This is a genomic window from Luteolibacter sp. Populi, assembly GCF_040801775.1.
Lineage (GTDB): Bacteria > Verrucomicrobiota > Verrucomicrobiia > Verrucomicrobiales > Akkermansiaceae > Haloferula.
Genome location: NZ_CP161812.1, coordinates 753539 through 769765 on the forward strand (window position 1 = coordinate 753539; position 16227 = coordinate 769765).

General features: G+C 59.5%; 10 protein-coding genes. 4 read left to right on the forward strand and 6 right to left on the reverse strand.

Features of this window, described 5'->3' with window-relative positions; translation table 11 throughout:
- Window positions 1-181: 181 nt before the first annotated feature.
- Both ABWK72_RS02905 and ABWK72_RS02910 read right to left on the reverse strand, forming a co-directional pair.
- Window positions 182-805 (reverse strand): hypothetical protein, encoded by a 624-nt coding sequence (locus tag ABWK72_RS02905; protein ID WP_367873280.1) that lies wholly within the window; start codon window positions 803-805, stop codon window positions 182-184.
- Complete coding sequence (locus ABWK72_RS02910) at window positions 802-6195, reverse strand: RHS repeat-associated core domain-containing protein (protein ID WP_367873281.1); 5394 nt, start codon at window positions 6193-6195, stop codon at window positions 802-804. The genes ABWK72_RS02905 and ABWK72_RS02910 overlap by 4 nt, the downstream gene beginning before the upstream one ends.
- Window positions 6196-6836: 641 nt before the next feature.
- Here ABWK72_RS02910 and ABWK72_RS02915 point away from each other — a divergent pair.
- Both ABWK72_RS02915 and ABWK72_RS02920 read left to right on the forward strand, forming a co-directional pair.
- Window positions 6837-8042, forward strand: coding sequence for an efflux RND transporter periplasmic adaptor subunit (locus tag ABWK72_RS02915; protein WP_367873282.1), 1206 nt, complete (start codon window positions 6837-6839; stop codon window positions 8040-8042).
- 98 nt (window positions 8043-8140) lie between these two features.
- Window positions 8141-9130, forward strand: coding sequence for a LysM peptidoglycan-binding domain-containing protein (locus ABWK72_RS02920; protein WP_367873283.1), 990 nt, complete (start codon window positions 8141-8143; stop codon window positions 9128-9130).
- Window positions 9131-9256: 126 nt separating this feature from the next.
- On the opposite strand, the gene ABWK72_RS02925 is transcribed toward ABWK72_RS02920, so the two are convergent.
- On the reverse strand, window positions 9257-9742 hold the full coding sequence (locus tag ABWK72_RS02925; RefSeq protein ID WP_367873284.1) for an Lrp/AsnC family transcriptional regulator: 486 nt from the start codon (window positions 9740-9742) through the stop codon (window positions 9257-9259).
- Between the two features lie 158 nt (window positions 9743-9900).
- On the opposite strand from ABWK72_RS02925, the gene ABWK72_RS02930 reads away from it, so the two are divergent.
- Window positions 9901-10407 (forward strand): hypothetical protein, encoded by a 507-nt coding sequence (locus ABWK72_RS02930; RefSeq protein ID WP_367873285.1) that lies wholly within the window; start codon window positions 9901-9903, stop codon window positions 10405-10407.
- A 449-nt stretch (window positions 10408-10856) separates the two neighbouring features.
- Here the strand turns inward: ABWK72_RS02930 and ABWK72_RS02935 are convergent, their stop codons facing one another.
- The 3 genes from ABWK72_RS02935 to ABWK72_RS02945 all read right to left on the reverse strand — a co-directional run bounded on the left by ABWK72_RS02935 (window position 10857) and on the right by ABWK72_RS02945 (window position 13947).
- Window positions 10857-11402, reverse strand: a complete 546-nt coding sequence (locus tag ABWK72_RS02935; protein WP_367873286.1) for a hypothetical protein — start codon at window positions 11400-11402, stop codon at window positions 10857-10859.
- Window positions 11403-11451: 49 nt separating this feature from the next.
- Entirely contained in the window at window positions 11452-12177 is a 726-nt protein-coding gene (locus tag ABWK72_RS02940; RefSeq protein WP_367873287.1) for a choice-of-anchor M domain-containing protein, read from the reverse strand.
- An 84-nt stretch (window positions 12178-12261) separates the two neighbouring features.
- Window positions 12262-13947, reverse strand: coding sequence for a choice-of-anchor M domain-containing protein (locus tag ABWK72_RS02945; RefSeq protein WP_367873288.1), 1686 nt, complete (start codon window positions 13945-13947; stop codon window positions 12262-12264).
- 61 nt (window positions 13948-14008) lie between these two features.
- On the opposite strand from ABWK72_RS02945, the gene ABWK72_RS02950 reads away from it, so the two are divergent.
- Entirely contained in the window at window positions 14009-16174 is a 2166-nt protein-coding gene (locus ABWK72_RS02950; RefSeq protein ID WP_367873289.1) for a TonB-dependent receptor, read from the forward strand.
- The last annotated feature ends 53 nt before the right edge of the window (window positions 16175-16227 follow it).

Consider the following 16227-nt stretch of genomic DNA (forward strand, 5'->3'; position numbering starts at 1 on the left):
AAATTCAAGGACTGACCCCGCCGACTGACCCTCCAGCATTCTACGAAGCCGCTTCTTGATGCTAAGATAACGAACAGACGATCACTTCGGATTCTCCGAATTGGCTTTCGACCGGTTTTCACCCTCTTTCGAAAATCGAGTGCCGGATCCCCGCCATCCATGGCTATCCGAAGAACGGAATTCACCTTGGATATTCCAGTTTTTCTTCCTTTGCGGCCTTCGAAATTAAAGCTTCAATTTTTTCCGTTTCTGTTTGGCTTGCTTCTATTTCAGCGCTTATCCCGCTCGTAGAAATTACTGACGCTTGAACGCCTAATTCGACAAATCGCTTTTGTAATTGTTCGCGCGTTATCGGTTGATCAATTTTGAGGTTTGAAGCAATAGGAGGGGAGAACCAGAAGTTGTACTTACTGAGCTTGGCCTTGTAGTCACCAGCTTCGAACACGATCCCCCCTTCTTCCGGTAAAATTCGCAGGAAATAACCGTAATAGTCCCCAATTGCGTTAAGGGTTGCAATATATGTTTGTTTGCCTAGGTCGAATTTTACGGGTGATTTTGTTTTGAGCTTGGACGTGCCCAAGAATGATACCTTAATAGAAGCGTTCGTCTGATGTTCAATGGCCTTCAACACGTTCATCACGTGAGTTTCGAAATTTCCGCTGTCGGAAATAATTGAATCATCCAGATAGAGGACACTGCCGGTAGCCATTGCCGGCAGCTGCGATGGCTCTGCTGCAACATTGACGACTAAGGAGTAAAAAAATATTAAAAATATTTTCTTATCAAAGCATGTTCTTAGTTTCATCTTGGTTTCAATCTAGGTGCACCTGTTCCATTATTCAACCGGTTAAGTCCCATTCTTTCCCTGATGTCGTTGTTGTCAGGCTCGTAAGGAGTTCTCTTGCCATTCTCGTCAAGCTTGTCCGTTTTGGGTGTTGTCTTCCCCGTTCCTTTTTCTTCTTCTTTCTTTAATATGCGTACGCCGTCTGGCCTGCCTAAATAATTTGTTTCTCCTGGAGCTATACCTGTTATATAATCGCCTAACGAAAAATCAGAATTTCCTGGATGGGAATGGTATACTCCAACCTTTTTCGATGGCGGTGGGCACGGTGATCCGTTCGGATTGCAATTAAATGTCGTTCCGGCAACCGGCTCGGTGGAGAAATAGCCTCCATTTTCATCACAGCAAATACAACCGCAGTATTCGATCTTATTCCCTTTGGGATCCTTGAATTTTTGGGTCATCGCCTGAGCTTCCTCAGCCCCTCCCTTGCCTGCTTCATCCATAGTTAGAAGTCCTAAAATATCGGTAAAATTAATTGAGTTGTTGTCGGCAAAGCAGAATGTATTTGACCCTTGTGTCTCTCCAAGAGGATCTCGGGCCATCCACCTTCCCAGAGATGGATGGTAATATCGGTAGCCGTAGTTATAGAGTGAGGTGCTCAAATCAATGAATTCTCCGTGAAAAAGCCAACCCCAATTCGCCGTGCTGGATGCGATGGTCGCGAATGCGCTATCCATTACGCGAACCTTGCCGAATGCGTCGTAGCCATAACGCTCTTGCACTATCCCGGTGGTATCTACAATAGCCACGGGATCGAGGTAGTCGCGTAGCGAATATCGCGTTTCGTCGAGCGGGCTGCTCACCGTTCGTTTGCGACGGATTAGGGTCCAGGAGTCGTCAAGTTGCCATGTGTATTGGGATTCGACATTTCCTGAAATTCGTTCCTCCACCGCGCGCCATTGCTTGTTGTAGTAGAAGTTCCGAGCCACCGGACCGGGTGTTGTCAGGATTGTCCGACGGCTCAGCGCGTCATAGGCATAGCTTGCAATCGGCGTGCTCCCTTGCTTGACCTCTACCAGACGGTTCCACGGGTCCCACTTGCAGGTGTATGCCGTGGTCCAACCCGCGGGGGCTGGCATGGTCGTCATGTTGCCAGTGGCGTCGTAGACCGGCTGTACGACACCCGAGGGGTTGTTGATCGACGCAATCTCGTTGCCCGGGTTGTAGGTGCGGGTCTGGGACAGCGAGGTTCCCGGAGAAGGCACGGTATTGGCGTAGCCAGGCCAGTTCCCCATCTCGTCATAGGTGAAGTCCTCCTTCTGCTGCCGGGTCGCCGGATCGATGACCCCGGATAGGAGGTTGCCGCGCTCGTGCAGGGTGACCTGACGAAGATCGTCGTAGCCGTAAGAGTTGTCCTGGGTGATCACCGGCATGGAAAGCGAGTGGGCCATGTTGTCCTTGCGCCAAGTTACACCGCCGACCTCGTTGCGTCCATAGGTACTGTGGACCAGTTCGGTAATGCCTTTTTTCCAAATTGTCTCCACCAGACGGCCAAATTGGTCGAGTCCGGTGTACTTGTCGCTTGCAGGAGCGGGGCTGGTGCCGCCGTTCTCGTAGGTAAGCTCGGTGTCGGTAGCGGCATCGTATTTCATGCCGATCTGCATACCGAGGCCGAGGTAGCGCATGCTCGCAATCACCGTGGAGCCTTCCTTGACCTCGTCGGGACGGCTCAGGAAGCCAGCTTGGGCGGAGGTGTAGGCAGTGGTGATGACCGTGCCGTCCGGATAGGTGATGCCGGTCGGGCGGATGGTGTTGGCGCTGCCATTCTCGTACGAATATTGGACTTTCGGGCTGGTGGCCACGTTGACCAATCCCGAGTGCTCCTGGTACTCGGTCACCAGTTGATTGAAATCGTTGAACTCGCGATAGACGTCATTCAGGCCGGTGTAACTTGAGGTGTAGGTCGTGAGGCGCTTCACCATCCCGCGCCGGTCGTAGAACGTGACCAGGGCGAAGATCGAGTTGTCGATCCCGCTTCCGTATCCCGTGACGCCATCCTGAATCAAGCGGCCGAACTTGTCGTATTCCAGGATGTGGCTGGTCCTGTTCCGATCCCCAAAGAAAATTACTTGCTGCTGGCGGTTGTAGCCGAACCCCTCTCGGTCGAAGAACCCGGTGGAATCGGCATAGTACTTCACCGACACCAGCCGGTTGCTGTTGACCCAGGAACCTCCCCCGTTGGTCACGCCATAGACCCACTCGGTGACCTGCTGGCCACCGGGCACGGAGGAATTGTCGCACTTGAGTTTCCTCAGCCAGCCGTCGTCGGTGTATTCGTAATGCGAGGTCCGCTTGGCAGGTACGCTGCCGGCGGCATTCTCGACGAGGGTGATCAGCCTGTCGGAATCGTCGTAGGCGCGGGTGGTTTCCACGCCGGCGGCATCGGTTTCCATCGTGGCATTCCCAGCGCTGTCGTAAGTCGTGGAATTGACCAAGATGGTGGCCGACCGGAGGGGAATGGTAGCTGAGCGGGTCCAAGTCGCACTCGCCGCGGCTCCGTAGTTCGCGGTGGCGATCGGCCGGCCAAGGGCGTCGAGGTAACTGGCGATATAGCTCACCCGTGCCTCCGGCGAGGTGCCGGGCTTCTCCAATTCGCCGTTGCCGGTGGCGGTGTCGAAGCGCAGGCGGGTGACGGTGCCGAGCAGGTTGCTCGCATCGTCCCAAGACATCTCCCGCTGCTCCATCACCACGGCGTTGGCCACGCTCGAGGGATTCGAGCCCGGCGTGAAACCGGAGGGCTCGTAGGCCTGGAAGACCTTGAGAATCCGGCCCACCGCGTCATAAATATTCACGGTGAACAAGGCGCTGCCGGAAGGAGCATCCCGTGCCACGAGACCGCCGGCTTCGTAGTAGATATTGGAAATTTGGGGATTGGACGTTGCTCCGGTCGTGGCGTTCACGCCGTAGACGGCGCTGCGATAGGGCCGCCCGAGCTCATCATAGGCAGCAGTACGGTAAGAGATCCGGTTCGAGTTGGAGACCGCGGTATGGTAGCCGATGTTCTCCAGTTCCAGGTCGCGGTTGTCGTAGACGGACTTGGTGATCAGGGTCACCGTGCCCCAGCCTTCCTCGACGATCGCTTCAGTTTCAGCGCGCCGGTTCCGCCAATCGTAGCGGTAGTCCGTCACCCGGTTGGAGGCCATCGTCGGACTCACCGGCAGGGTCGTCTTGGTCAGGTTGCCGTTGTCATCGTACTCGTTGGCGCGGGTGACCGTCAGGCCAGCGCTGGTGCCGAGTTCCTCGGTCACCGCCCAGCCCATGGCGTTGAAGGTCGTCTCGTCAATGGTGCCACCGGCGCAGGTGGTCTGGTTCAAGCGGCCGGCGCTGTCGTAGGCGAAGAGCTTCTTTCCATAGTTGGTCGATTGCGCGCCGTAGTCGATCGCTGAAGGACTGGAGGGTATCGGGATCTCGAAGTAATTCCATTCCTCCTTCAATTCTCCGGCGACGTCGTAAAGACCAAGTTTCCAGCGCACCCAATCGGCTTGGAGGTAGGTTTCGGAAGGCAGCGGGATCCCCGTTCCGCTCCAAACCGCATCATAGGTCGACTGCTGGCGCCAACCCGTGTAGCTCCCGCCTCCGGGTGGTGCGAGATTCGGCTCGCGGACCGTGACGGGACCCACGAGCTGATCCGCGGACGTGCTTCCGGTGGTCTGATAACCCCGGAAGCTGACCGTTCGTCCTTCTTGGTCCAAGTAGTAAGTCCATTCCGCGGTACGAAGATTGACCGCGCCGCTGCCGAGATCGACATCGTGCGCCGGGCCCAGCGTCCGGATCCTGCGCCCCTCGTCATCGACCAAGTAATCGGTCTGAAGGTTGAGGCCACCGTCGTCCCGGATCATTTGCGTCCGCCCGCTTCCACGGGCCATGTCATACTGATAGGAGGTCAGGCTCCCGCGCTCGTCCACTAAACCGGTCAGGAAACCGTGAATGTCGTAATAATAGGTCCGCTGAGAGCCATCCGGCAAATACTCGTACATCTGTGAAACTTGGAACGTGCCTGCATGCATGTTGTTCCGCAAATAGCCTGTGGTAACACCGTCCGCGCTGCCGTCACTCCGATACACCGTCTCGTAATCGAGCCAGTAGATTGTTTTGCCGCCTATCGTTGAACTTCCGTAAACGTATGAACGGATCTTGTTCAGCGTACCGCCCGTCCCCTTCCGGAGACCGGTGTAGGCCAAGTATCCGTTGCCGTCATAGCCGTATTCGGTGATTTTTCCGGTGGATGCCGCAAAGGTGAAGAGCCACGGGTCGAGCTCGCTGACCGTGGCGATGGCGGCACCTCCGCCGGATAGGATGATACTGCCGCTGGTACCGTCGAACTGCTGGGCAAGCGGGTACCAAGTCATGGCGAGTGAACTGACCTCCACCTTTTCGACCATCAATTGCTGCCCTTTGTTGAAATAGTAGGTGCGCACGGATCCGTCCGGCTGGATAACCTCGGTCTTGTGGGTCCAGACATTGAGCGAGCCGCCGGGGCTGAAGCTGCTGGCAGCGTAAAGGAAACCGTAGGTGTAGCGCCGTCCATGGGTGAACAGAGTCGAGACCCGGCCGCTCACATCGTAGTCATACTCGGCCGCAGCGTAGTCATCGAGTTGTGTCATGGTGGCGAAATCCGGGTTGATGCTGTTGTTCGCCATCTGACGGTATTTCTCGGGCGTGACCACGTGCCGCAGCAGGCCGCTGCCGGAGTGATACGAGAAGCGCCAGGCGGAAACCGGCACCGAGCCCCAGACCGGCGTGCCCGGGTTGGGATCGGAGTTGAGGTAATCCTTGATGGTCTCGAGCTGGGTGCCGCCCGCGTAGTCGTAGACGGTTTTGCGGACTTCCCGGCCTTTGACCCACACGACGGCACTCGTCACCCGGGTGGGCGAGCCTCCCGACCATGCATAGACGGTCTTGACGGTGTCGGTTCCATCGGTAATCGAGACTTCATCGATCTCCGTCCCGTTGTAGCTGAAGTCGATGGCGTTGCCGCCCGGATCCGTGGTGGAGAGAATCTTGCCGGAAGCATCGAAATTCTTGCCGGAGCCTTTTCCCCCCAACATGCCATACTGGCTCGTGCTGCCATCCCAAGACAACTGGTCCTTGACGAAGTAGGCAGCCTTGTAGGTGCCGGGGGACGACTCGGGATTGAAGGCCACCATGCTGCCGGGACCTTTATTGTAGGTCACCTTCCCGGTGGCGGGTCCGGAACCGCCGGTGCCCGAAAGGCCGGCGAGGCCGGGGGCCATCCAGTTCGCGCCGAAACCGATATCCGTCCCTGCGGCCAGAGCATCGTACACCAAGCTGGCATTGAACGATTGGTTGAAGGCATTCCAAGACGGACTGCCACCCGAGACCTTCGGCACGCCGCTCGAGGGATCAACGCCAGGGCCACCTCCGGTGGAAGGCACGGATGGCTGGCTGCCTCCTTGGCAGGATTCCGAGCAAGGGGCACATTCCGGAACGGGGGTGGATTCGCTATTATCGCCGCCTGCTGAAGAACCACTGCCTGATGATGAAGAACTCATGACTTGAAGATGCAAGGGTTTCCCGGATCAAGGATTTTCTGGATTACATGCCGGAAGCCGAGAGATAGAATGGAGACAGACCAAAATGAGCAACTCCGGTCAACACCATTTCTTTGCAAGGCGTCGATTTCACGCTCCGATCACACATACTAACATCTTTCACTTAACTTTCGGCGCAACGCGCCCACATCGCATTTCCGCCGAATCGCAAAGGAGCAATCCGAGCCCCCCTTCCGCCACGAGGCACGCTTGGAAACGGCAGCGATCGCCGGCGGCGATCCAGCTCCTTTTTGCCTCGAAATCGGTCGAAACAGTCACTAGCAAGACTCATAAATGATCTTTGCTTCGCGCGCGTCTAACATGGTGATTTCCACGGAAGAAAGTGCGGATTCACGCCTCTCAGTTGCCCGCGCAAAACCGCCCAAAATGCTTCGTATTGGCAAGGCGCTCTGCCGGGTGCATCCTCCCTTTCGTCCGAAATGTTTCTCCGTATTTTCATTCCCTGCCTGATCCTGCTCGCTGGCGGTCTGCTGGCTTGGCGGGCTGGCATCAAGATCCAGGCCCCCGAGCCGGAACCCGCGCCACCGCAGGTGCTCAAGACCGAGGTCCTCGAGCTACAGCGCACGAATTTCCCCGTCCTGCTGGATAGCCAGGGCACGGTGCGGGCCCACTACACGACCACCCTGACGGCGCAGGTCGCGGGCTCGATCAACGCGGTGCACGGGAATTTCGAGGACGGGGCCTTTTTCAAAAAAGACGAGGTGCTGGCGGAGCTGGATCCCGCCGATTTCAAAGTGGCGGTATCGTCCGCGGAATCGGGTCTGGCCCGGGCCGAGGCGGCCCTGATCCAAGAGCAGGCCCGCGCCAAGCAGGCCCGCCTGAACTGGGATGATCTCGGCTACGAGGAAGAGCCCTCCGATCTGGTGCTGCGGATCCCGCAGATGAAGGAGGCCCAAGCGAATGTCGACTCCGCCCAAGCCGATCTCGACCAAGCGCTGCGGAATCTGGAGCGCACCAAGATCCGCGCGCCCTTCGACGGCCGGGTGCAGAAGCGCAGCGTCGGGCTCGGCCAGGCGGTGGGCGGCTCCACGCCGCTCGGGGAGATCTTCGCCACGGACTTCGCGGAGATCCGCCTGCCCCTCTCCCCACGCCAATTGCCCTTCGTAACCCTGCCTTCGGAGGAAGGCGATGCCGAGGTCAGGGTCACGCTCCGCGACGCCCTCGGCGGGCCGGATGCACCGACCTGGGAGGCACGGATCGTGCGGACCGAAGGCGCTCTCGACGAATCCTCGCGCGAGCTTTTCGCCATCGCGCGGATCGACGATCCCTTCGGAGTGAAGTCGGGCAATCGCCCGCTGCTGATCGGCCAGCCGGTGCGGGCGACGATCCGCGGCACGGAATTGACGGGGGTTTTCGTCCTGCCGCGACATGCCCTGCGCGGGGTCAACCGCATCTATCTGGTGGACCGGACCACCCCGGCGATCCAGCGCATGGACATCGAGCCGCTGTGGTCGGACGATGAAGTGCTGGTGGTCCGCGAGGGCCTGGAGCCCGGCCAATGGCTCTCCACCACCCGTCTTCCCTACGCGCCGGACGGAGCGCCGGTGGAAGTGGTGAAACCCGCCAGCGAAGCGGCTTCCACCTCCGGGCCGCCCACCGGAAAACCCCGTCCCGCGGGGTCCTAAATGGGCTCTCTCAGCAGGAAGCACTTACAACCTAACTATTAAGGTTTCTTAAATTTTTCTTGTCCGCGCCCGGATTTTTTGAAATTCCTAGGGGCGTCATGAGAGCACTGCCGATCCTCGCTGCCATCCTCTGCACCGCGCCCTTTGCGAAGGCCTCCACCACCGAACTGGAGCTGCTTCAGAACCGCTGCCAGGAATATGAGCGCCAGATCCGCCAGCTTGAGCAGGACAATGCGCAGCTGAAGTCGCTGGTCGGCACCGCTGCCAAGACCCCCGCCACGATCCAAGCCGAGCCGAAGAAGGAGGAAACTCCGAAGGCCGCTGAGAAGTCGAAGGAAGATGTCGGAGCCAAGGCGATCGTCCGCAGCGGCGACACCCTGAACAAGCTGGCCAAGCGCCACGGCACCACTCCGGAAGCTCTCTCGAAGATCAACGGGATCAAGGATCCGACCAAGATCCGCGCGGGCCAGATGCTGCGCCTGCCGGAGAAAGCCGCCACCTCGGAAGTTACCGCCGTGGCCCGCACTGCCCCTTCGCCCCATGAAGCTGCTCCAACGAAGGTCAGCACCCACAAGGTGAAGTCCGGCGAGACCTTCTTCAGCATCGCCCGCCACCACCGGATCGGTGCCGAGGCGCTTCAAGCCGCCAATCCGGGTGTGAAGTCGACCAACCTGCGGATCGGCCAGACCCTGCAGATCCGCAAGCCCTCGGACACCCCTGCCCCGGTCGCCAAGACGGCTTCGACCAAGGAGCCTGCCGCGCCGACGAACAAGATCTCCGCCGCCAAGCCGGCCACGAAGCCCGCCGCGGCCCCCGCCAAGGAGGAAGCGGCCAAGACCGAGCAGGCCAAGAGCAGCGAGGCACCGAAGAACGAAGCCTCTACTCCTGCCCCTGCCCCGGCGAGCCAGCCGGTTGGCAATGGCTCGCGTATCCGCACGGTGGCGATTGAACAGAATACCGATTTCGCGGCCTTTGCCGCAGCACACGGCACAAGCACCGCGAAACTAAATGCCCTGAACGGCCTGAACCTAAATTCCAGCACAGTCCTTGCAAAGGGATCGGAGTTGTATGTTCCCGCCCAGCCCTGAGAAAGCGGCTCCGCTTCCTTGGTGACGGCCTTTTTTAGGACATGGCAACCCGTCCGGGATTCATCCCGGGCGGGTTTTTCTTGCCCAAAGGCAAATGACGAATTTGGAATTCCCGAATGACGAAAGTCAGGGGGAAACCGCGAGGCGCTCGGGGCCGGAGACTTCTTCGAAGAGGAAGCCGTTTTCCTTGTAGGTCTTGAGGCGGAAGTGGGTGGCAGTAGAAATGACCCCGTCCATCGTACTAAGCTTCTCAGAAACGAAGCGGGCGACTTCGCGGAGATCGCTGCCTTCGACGACGACCATCAGGTCGTAGCCGCCGCTGGCGAGATAGCAGCTCACGACCTGCTCGAAACGGGCGATGCGCAGGGCCAGGCGGTCGAAGCCACCGCCGCGCTCGGGAGTGACCTTCACCTCGATGAAGGCGGAGACATCGTTCTCCCCTGCCTGCTCGGGATCGACCACCGCCTGGTAGCCGAGGATCGTGCCATTCTTCTCCCACGCGGCGATGCGTGAGCGGACATCCTCTTCGCCCAGGGAAAGCAGCTCGGCGAGTTCATGGTGCGAGTGGCGGGCCTGGCGGCGGAGAAGTTGGAGCAGCGGGTCGATCGACATGACGGGAGGGTTTTAGAGGTATGGCAGGAGGCGCGCAAGGGCTGTCTAGCTTCCATCATTGTTCGATCCAGAAATGCAGCGGTAGAAAAACCCCCCGCTTTTCTTACTGAACTGACGCACCGAATCTCTACCATGAACCCTTAAACCTAAATAATTCGATGGAGAATTGGAAATTCATCACCATTGGTTTTGTGACCCTCACCATGTTTTTGGGAGGATTCGTTCACCTAGCACGGGTTTACGGGGCGGATGATCACAAGCTCGGATTCCCGTCCCCTCTTGTCCCTGGGGCGATCACCATCGGAATTGTGGCATGTTTCCTTTTTTACTGTATCTACGCAGATCTTGACCCTAACTACAAGGGAGATGTGGCGGCGCATTGGGATATGTGTGGTAAGCTTTTTGTAATCGGATTTATATATTCACTGAAAGCGGCGCTTTCATCCGTGATCATGGGCGCGTCTTTTTCTTGGGCGACATTCCAGCTGTTCGAACACGGAACGTTCAATCCATTCGCCTTCTTTTCAGCGATTTCGGAGGCGATGTTGAATTTCACGCCCCCGTGGATCCAAATTACTTACGCCACCCTATCGTTCTTGACCTGCCTGACACTAACAGTTTTTGGAGGCGGACTTCCGGATTGGATAAAGAGATTTGGAGAGTGATCCAGATGGCTGTGGACCAAGCAACAGTGGCCGCCGTCTCCTTGAGATGGCGACGCCATTGACAGCCTCTACGATCTGGCCATCCGGTTCGAGAGGCGCAATCGGCCTTCTTCTGTGAGATTCACTGCCACGATGCCGAACGGGGTATCGATGATCCGAGGGCGCGGCGGGGCAAGCGGCAGCATTTTGAGAAAGCGCCCGGGATGCCGTTTCATCGGGCAACCCTTCCTTGCCGCTTCCTAAAATTCGAGGGCTATCCCACCATCCTGCTGCTCAATTCAAAGGGTCGGGAAGTCGCCCGGACCGGTTATCGGGCTGGCGGGCCTGAAAAATACGTCGAGCACGTGAAGGAGCTGCTCAAGAAATGAGTCCACGACATCATGCCTTTCGCGGCGGGCTTGTTGAAGGCCAGTTGCTCGCTCGTCCGGGACAGGACTCGCCAGCGAGGTTCAACGGGAAAGAAAGCGGTTGGACCGGGCGAGCTTTGCGGGCTCGTCCATGAAGCGGGAAAGCCATTCGCGCGCCGCCTCCGGAGGAAGCCATGGCTTCGATTTCGGCAACTTCCGGAAGTGGCGGTAGCAGCCGTGCCGGTAGGCTTTCCCCTGCCCCTCCAGGATCCGCTGTTCCCAATCCAGCCACCATGTGAAGAAAGGAAGACCCGCTTCCCGCAGCATTTCCGGTTTGGAGTCCACGCGCATTTCGGGAGGCCATTCGCCCGGCACCGGGGCAGTGCTCCCCTGCCAGAGAAAGCACTTCCCCAAAGGCCGGATGAAGACAAAGCCCGGACTCCGGTCAAGGGGATACCAACCGGCGCAGGCACCATGGAGTTCGATATGACCGGCCTGCCACGGGAGCCCGTAGCAACTGGTTCCCTGCAGCCCCGGCGACGGTCTCCTATCGAAGCCGTGCTTCTGGAAGAGATTGCCGGATGGGTGCACCGCGTCCTTTCCCCAGAAGAACATTTGCTGCCGGAGACCCGCGGTAAGGTCCCTCATCAATCCTCCCAAGCGGGAAGAGCCATATGCTTGGACGGGACGCACCATCTTAACGCCGGCGACGTGCGAACAAGCCGAGGATCCCGAGACCTCCGAGGAGTGCGGTGGACGGTTCCGGGACGATCTGGAAACGGAATGTCTCGGTGGCGGAGATCAACCCGTCGGTGGCGTGCTGTCCGCTTGCGGTGAGTTCGACCTCCCATAGGCCCGGCTCGGTGAATCCCCAGTTGAAGTGATCGTGGCTGCCGGTGGAGGTGATGACGGAGTTCGGGCCGGTGACGGTTGACAGGTCCTGGGCGACCTCTCCGAAAGGCGTGTAGCGCCAGAGGGCGAATTCGCCGTTACCGCTTGGAGAGGTCACATTGCCCAGGGTGAAGGTGATGCCTCCGATCCAGTCCGCAGGATTCAATTCCTCCGAGGCAGTCCCGAGGAAGGGCAGACCTTCTTCCTGGTTCCAAGGCAGGATCCATACCGTATCTCCCGCGGACCTGCCCAAGCCTGGCAGGACGAAACCTTCGGGTAGGACCACCGTGGCGGCGACTCCTCCATGGATGATGATGTCGGAAGCGGCATACTCCCGATCCCCGACTTCAACGCCGTCGATGACGGCTCCTTCACCATGGAAGTGGAAGTTGAAGGCACCATCCTCGTACGCCACGCCGAGATCGGCATGACCGGAGGTGTAGTAGGCGACGGCGGCCTCCGCGGATGCCATCGAGAGCAGTGGCAAGGTTAGAGCAGCAAGGGCTTGGGAGAAGAATCGTGAAGTATTCATGATGTGGCGCGGGCGAGATTTGGAAATCAGGGACAGGGGCGCAATCCTTAAACGCAATTAATATGCTTTTTCATATTGTGTGCGTTAATCTCGTTTTACATCGAAGCGGAAGAACCCCTTGGATTGCGGGGTTGGCGTGAACCGCAGCTGACGGGACATGATGCGGCCGTGGGCATTCCCCTCCTCCGCTCCGGTCTCGAAGATCTGGAAAGGAAACCCGGGAACCCTTGAGGAGCGGGGGTGCCAGTCTTTAAGATTCATGCTGGCCGAAGGCCGGATCTGCCAGCGGGTCTCGTCGAGCGGATCCTTGTAGGTGTCCCTGAGGAAATCGATGGCCGGGAATCCTTCCGAGCCCGGGCCTGCGTCAGGCATCAATCGCGCATCGCTCACCGCGGGATTCAGGCCGTGCCAGAAGAAAGCGAACTCGACGCCATTGGCCAGGCCATCGCGGTCATAATCCGCCTCCGTGTCGGCCAGGGCTCCCGCCGGCAGACCCGCCGCGCGCTCGAAGCTCGATTGCCAGGCGGCGTAGTTGTAATCCACCGGGACGCCAGCCCCATACACGAGAGTAAGGGGTTCCGAAGACACCGCGATCCCCTGCCGGGTTCCGTGGATCAGGGCAGCGATCCGATAGATGCCGGTGGCGGTGAACGCGGCGACCAGATCTTGTGAGACCCCGGCCACCAAGGGCACAACATCACCCGGGCCATCGGCAAGGATGCTGCCGCCGGAGATCCAGGCGAAATTGCCGGGCCCTTCCACGGAGAAAATTTCCAGGCTGAGATCAGTCCAATCGGTTGGCAGCATTGCCGAGGAAGCCAATGAAGGAGCGACGCCGACTCCATTGGCGATTGGAGCGGCCGACGATGCAATCGTGCCCGATGATTCCCAGAGAGAGGCGGGGAGTGCGGAGCTGGCCGCGGTGGCGGAGACGGTTTCGAGCATTACCTGGCCGGGCGCGTAGGCCACCGAAGCGGGGAGGTCTGCCGCAAGCAGCCGCGGCCGTTGATCCGCCACCACGCGGAGCGCGGCCCCGGTCCCGATCCGCGATGAAAAGGGAACCGAAAAATGGAAGGTTTCGCGACCGGAGGTGACAGCTCCGTTCAAAGGCATGAGCTTGCCCTTCCCTTCCACGGTGACGTGGTACGTGCCCGGCTTGGTAAAGCCCCAGTTGTAATGGGTGTGCGAGGAAACCGGGATCGTGCCGATGGAGTCGGCGGAGGTGATCCCGTTCGTGGTGTCGAACGAGAACACGGTCGTTCCTTGGCTCTCGGTCTTCCATGTCGAGAAGTTTCCCCCGGCATCCGGCCCGGTACCGGTAACGGAGATCAAGCGCAGGGAAACGCTCCCTTGCGGGCTGGGTGAATAGTTACCACCGACGGACGCTTGGAAGATTCCGGCGGGCATGGTGGTCCGGATCCCGAGATAGAGCGATCCAAGGGTCTGATTCTGAGGCAAGACCCATACCGGAGTGCCCGCCGGACCGAAGCGGCCGAAAATCCCGGGTGGTGAAGGCACCGTCATCCGGGAGCGCGGGGAGGCGACAAAGACCGTGCTGGCGGGGAGCATCCGCACCACCCCGTTCGAGGTGCTGAAGTCGTCGTCCTCATCGTAGGAGGCGGCGAACCGCCAGCCTGCGTCCGGGTTTCCCGGTGTCGGCACATAGTCCAGATGGAATTCGAAGTGGCCGTAAATCAAGTCCGTGGGCGGAACCTGCGCGAGAGCGGGTCCACCGATGATGCCTGCCAGAGTGCAGCAAATGAGCTTCATGGGATTTGTTTCTTGCAATTATATTGCAACAGCAACCAAAAACCATTCGCAAATAAACTTCATGAAGTGCCGGACCTTAGCAATCGTTCTCGCCGTGCCCCTCGGCGTCAGCGCACAGGACCTTTTCGAACCGCTCGCCGTTCCTGAGGAGGCTTCCACCGAGTTGGAAGAAGTCACGGTCACCGCCCGGGCGGCGCCGATGACTCCGGGCACCACTTCGATGCAGTCCGTGCGGACGGTCCCTGAAGAAGTCCTGCAAAGGAATGCGCAGGGGACTCTGGGGGAGACCCTCGGCTGGGAACCGGGAGTTTCATCGAGCTACTTCGGTCCAGGTGCCAGCCGGCCGGTGATCCGCGGTTTCGAAGGGGTGCGGGTGCGGATGCTGCGGGATGATCTTCCGACCTTCGACCTTTCGGACGTGAGTCCCGACCATGGTGTCGCCCTGGAGCCCTTCCTGCTGGAAAGCGTGGAAATCCACCGCGGGCCCGCCTCCCTCCTTTATGGCAATTCCGCGATCGGCGGGGCGGTGAATGCCCGCAGCCGGGTGCTTGGGCGGGAGCGAGCCGACCGCACCGTCGCAGGGGGGTGGGAAACGCGGTACGAAACCAACGGGAACGGTAGCGCCGGAGCGGGATACCTTTCGCTCAGCGGCGGGCCCTTCGTTTTCCGATTCACCGGATCGGCGAGGGATTCCGGTGACATCACCATCCCCGGACACGCGCGAAGCGGAGCGTATCAGTTGCTGGAAAACCCGACGGTCCATAATCCCGGCACCGGCACCTCGGAACCGGTTCCCAACCCGGATGGGACCTTGCCGAACTCCGGCCATGAGAGCGCTACCTGGTCGGCAGGTATTTCGTATCTGCCGGACAAGATCCCCTTGCTACTAGGGGCATCGTATTCACGCTTCGATAGCACCTATGGCGTGCCCTATTTCTTCCCCGGCGATGCCACCGATCTCCATGGGGACTACACGCTCGATCTGGTGCAGGACCGCTTCGATTTCGAAGGGAGCATGGAGTTCGGCGACGGGTTCGTCTCGAAGGCCGCCGCCCGGCTCGCTTACGCAGGCTACCGGCACGCGGAATTGTTCGAGGGCACAGGCAAGGACGAAGGCCGCGACTTTCCCGATACGACGTTGGAGAAGGATGCCACCGAAGGGCGGATCGACATCCACCACCGGGCCTCCGATGAGCGGTTGACGGGGATCCTGGGGATCAGCGCCGGGACCGAGGACTTCACCGCCGTCCGCACCGTATTCCCGCCCCCGGACTCGCAGCGGGTGCGCAGCACATTCCGGAGCGATAGCAGCGGCCTCTTCTTCCTGGAAAAATTCCAAGAGGGCGAATGGTCGGCGCAGCTCGGCCACCGGATTGAGAAGATGCGGGTCATGGACCACAGTTTGGAGCAATACGGTTATTTCAGGGGAGAAAGCGACATCTCCAACAGCAGCTCCGCGGCGCTGACCTGGGAACGCGAAAATGCTCTCGCCCTGGACCGGTTGAAGGTGACGGGAGTGGTCTCAATGGTGGAAAGGCTCCCGACGGCCACCGAACGCTATGCCTTCTGGAGCAACGCGGGGATCGGGCGCTTTCTCATCGGAGGCGATCTGGACGGCAGACCTTTGTCGCAGGAAGAATCGCTGGGTTATGAACTCGGTCTCGAATTGGCCAAAGGTCCGGCAATCCTACGGCTGAACGGCTACCATTACGACTTCGACAATTTCATCTTCCTACAGGAGGCCGTGGCGCAAACCGGCGGATTCGGGCGCGCGGTGCAGTATATCGAACGCGCCGCCACCTTCACCGGCTTCGAGGCGGAGCTGGATTGGAAGCTTCAGGAGAAGCTGACGCTTACCCTGATGGGCGATTACGTCCGCGCTGAGAATACGACCGACGGTGAACCGATTCCGCGGATGCCGCCGCTCCGGGTTGGCAGCCGGCTGGAGTGGAAGGACGAGCGCTTTTCGGCCGGTCTCGAAGTACGCCATGCAAGCGCGCAGGACCGGGTGAAACCCGCGCCGCGCCCCGAATTGCCCAGCGGGTCCTACACGCTGGTGAATGCGGATGCTTCGTGGAGAGTGCCGGTAAAGTCGCATGAACTGACGCTGTTTCTCCGCGCCACCAATTTGCTCAACGAGGAGGCCCGGGTCTCGACATCCTTCCGCAAGGATGTGGCACCGCTTCCGGGTCGCGGGCTTTCCCTGGGTGTCCGGCACGAGTTTTAGATTTTCCGAGCTTGGAGCCCTCGCTTTTCCCCGGTGGCAGCTTGCCGCTACGG

What these genes read in the sequence shown, in the direction of transcription:
- ABWK72_RS02905 (WP_367873280.1), bottom strand. Translation starts at nt 805, where the DNA reads ATGAAACTAAGAACATGCTTTGATAAGAAAATATTTTTAATATTTTTT.
- ABWK72_RS02915 (WP_367873282.1), top strand. Translation starts at nt 6,837, where the DNA reads ATGTTTCTCCGTATTTTCATTCCCTGCCTGATCCTGCTCGCTGGCGGT.
- ABWK72_RS02920 (WP_367873283.1), top strand. Translation starts at nt 8,141, where the DNA reads ATGAGAGCACTGCCGATCCTCGCTGCCATCCTCTGCACCGCGCCCTTT.
- ABWK72_RS02925 (WP_367873284.1), bottom strand. Translation starts at nt 9,742, where the DNA reads ATGTCGATCGACCCGCTGCTCCAACTTCTCCGCCGCCAGGCCCGCCAC.
- ABWK72_RS02930 (WP_367873285.1), top strand. Translation starts at nt 9,901, where the DNA reads ATGGAGAATTGGAAATTCATCACCATTGGTTTTGTGACCCTCACCATG.
- ABWK72_RS02935 (WP_367873286.1), bottom strand. Translation starts at nt 11,402, where the DNA reads ATGAGGGACCTTACCGCGGGTCTCCGGCAGCAAATGTTCTTCTGGGGA.
- ABWK72_RS02940 (WP_367873287.1), bottom strand. Translation starts at nt 12,177, where the DNA reads ATGAATACTTCACGATTCTTCTCCCAAGCCCTTGCTGCTCTAACCTTG.
- ABWK72_RS02945 (WP_367873288.1), bottom strand. Translation starts at nt 13,947, where the DNA reads ATGAAGCTCATTTGCTGCACTCTGGCAGGCATCATCGGTGGACCCGCT.
- ABWK72_RS02950 (WP_367873289.1), top strand. Translation starts at nt 14,009, where the DNA reads ATGAAGTGCCGGACCTTAGCAATCGTTCTCGCCGTGCCCCTCGGCGTC.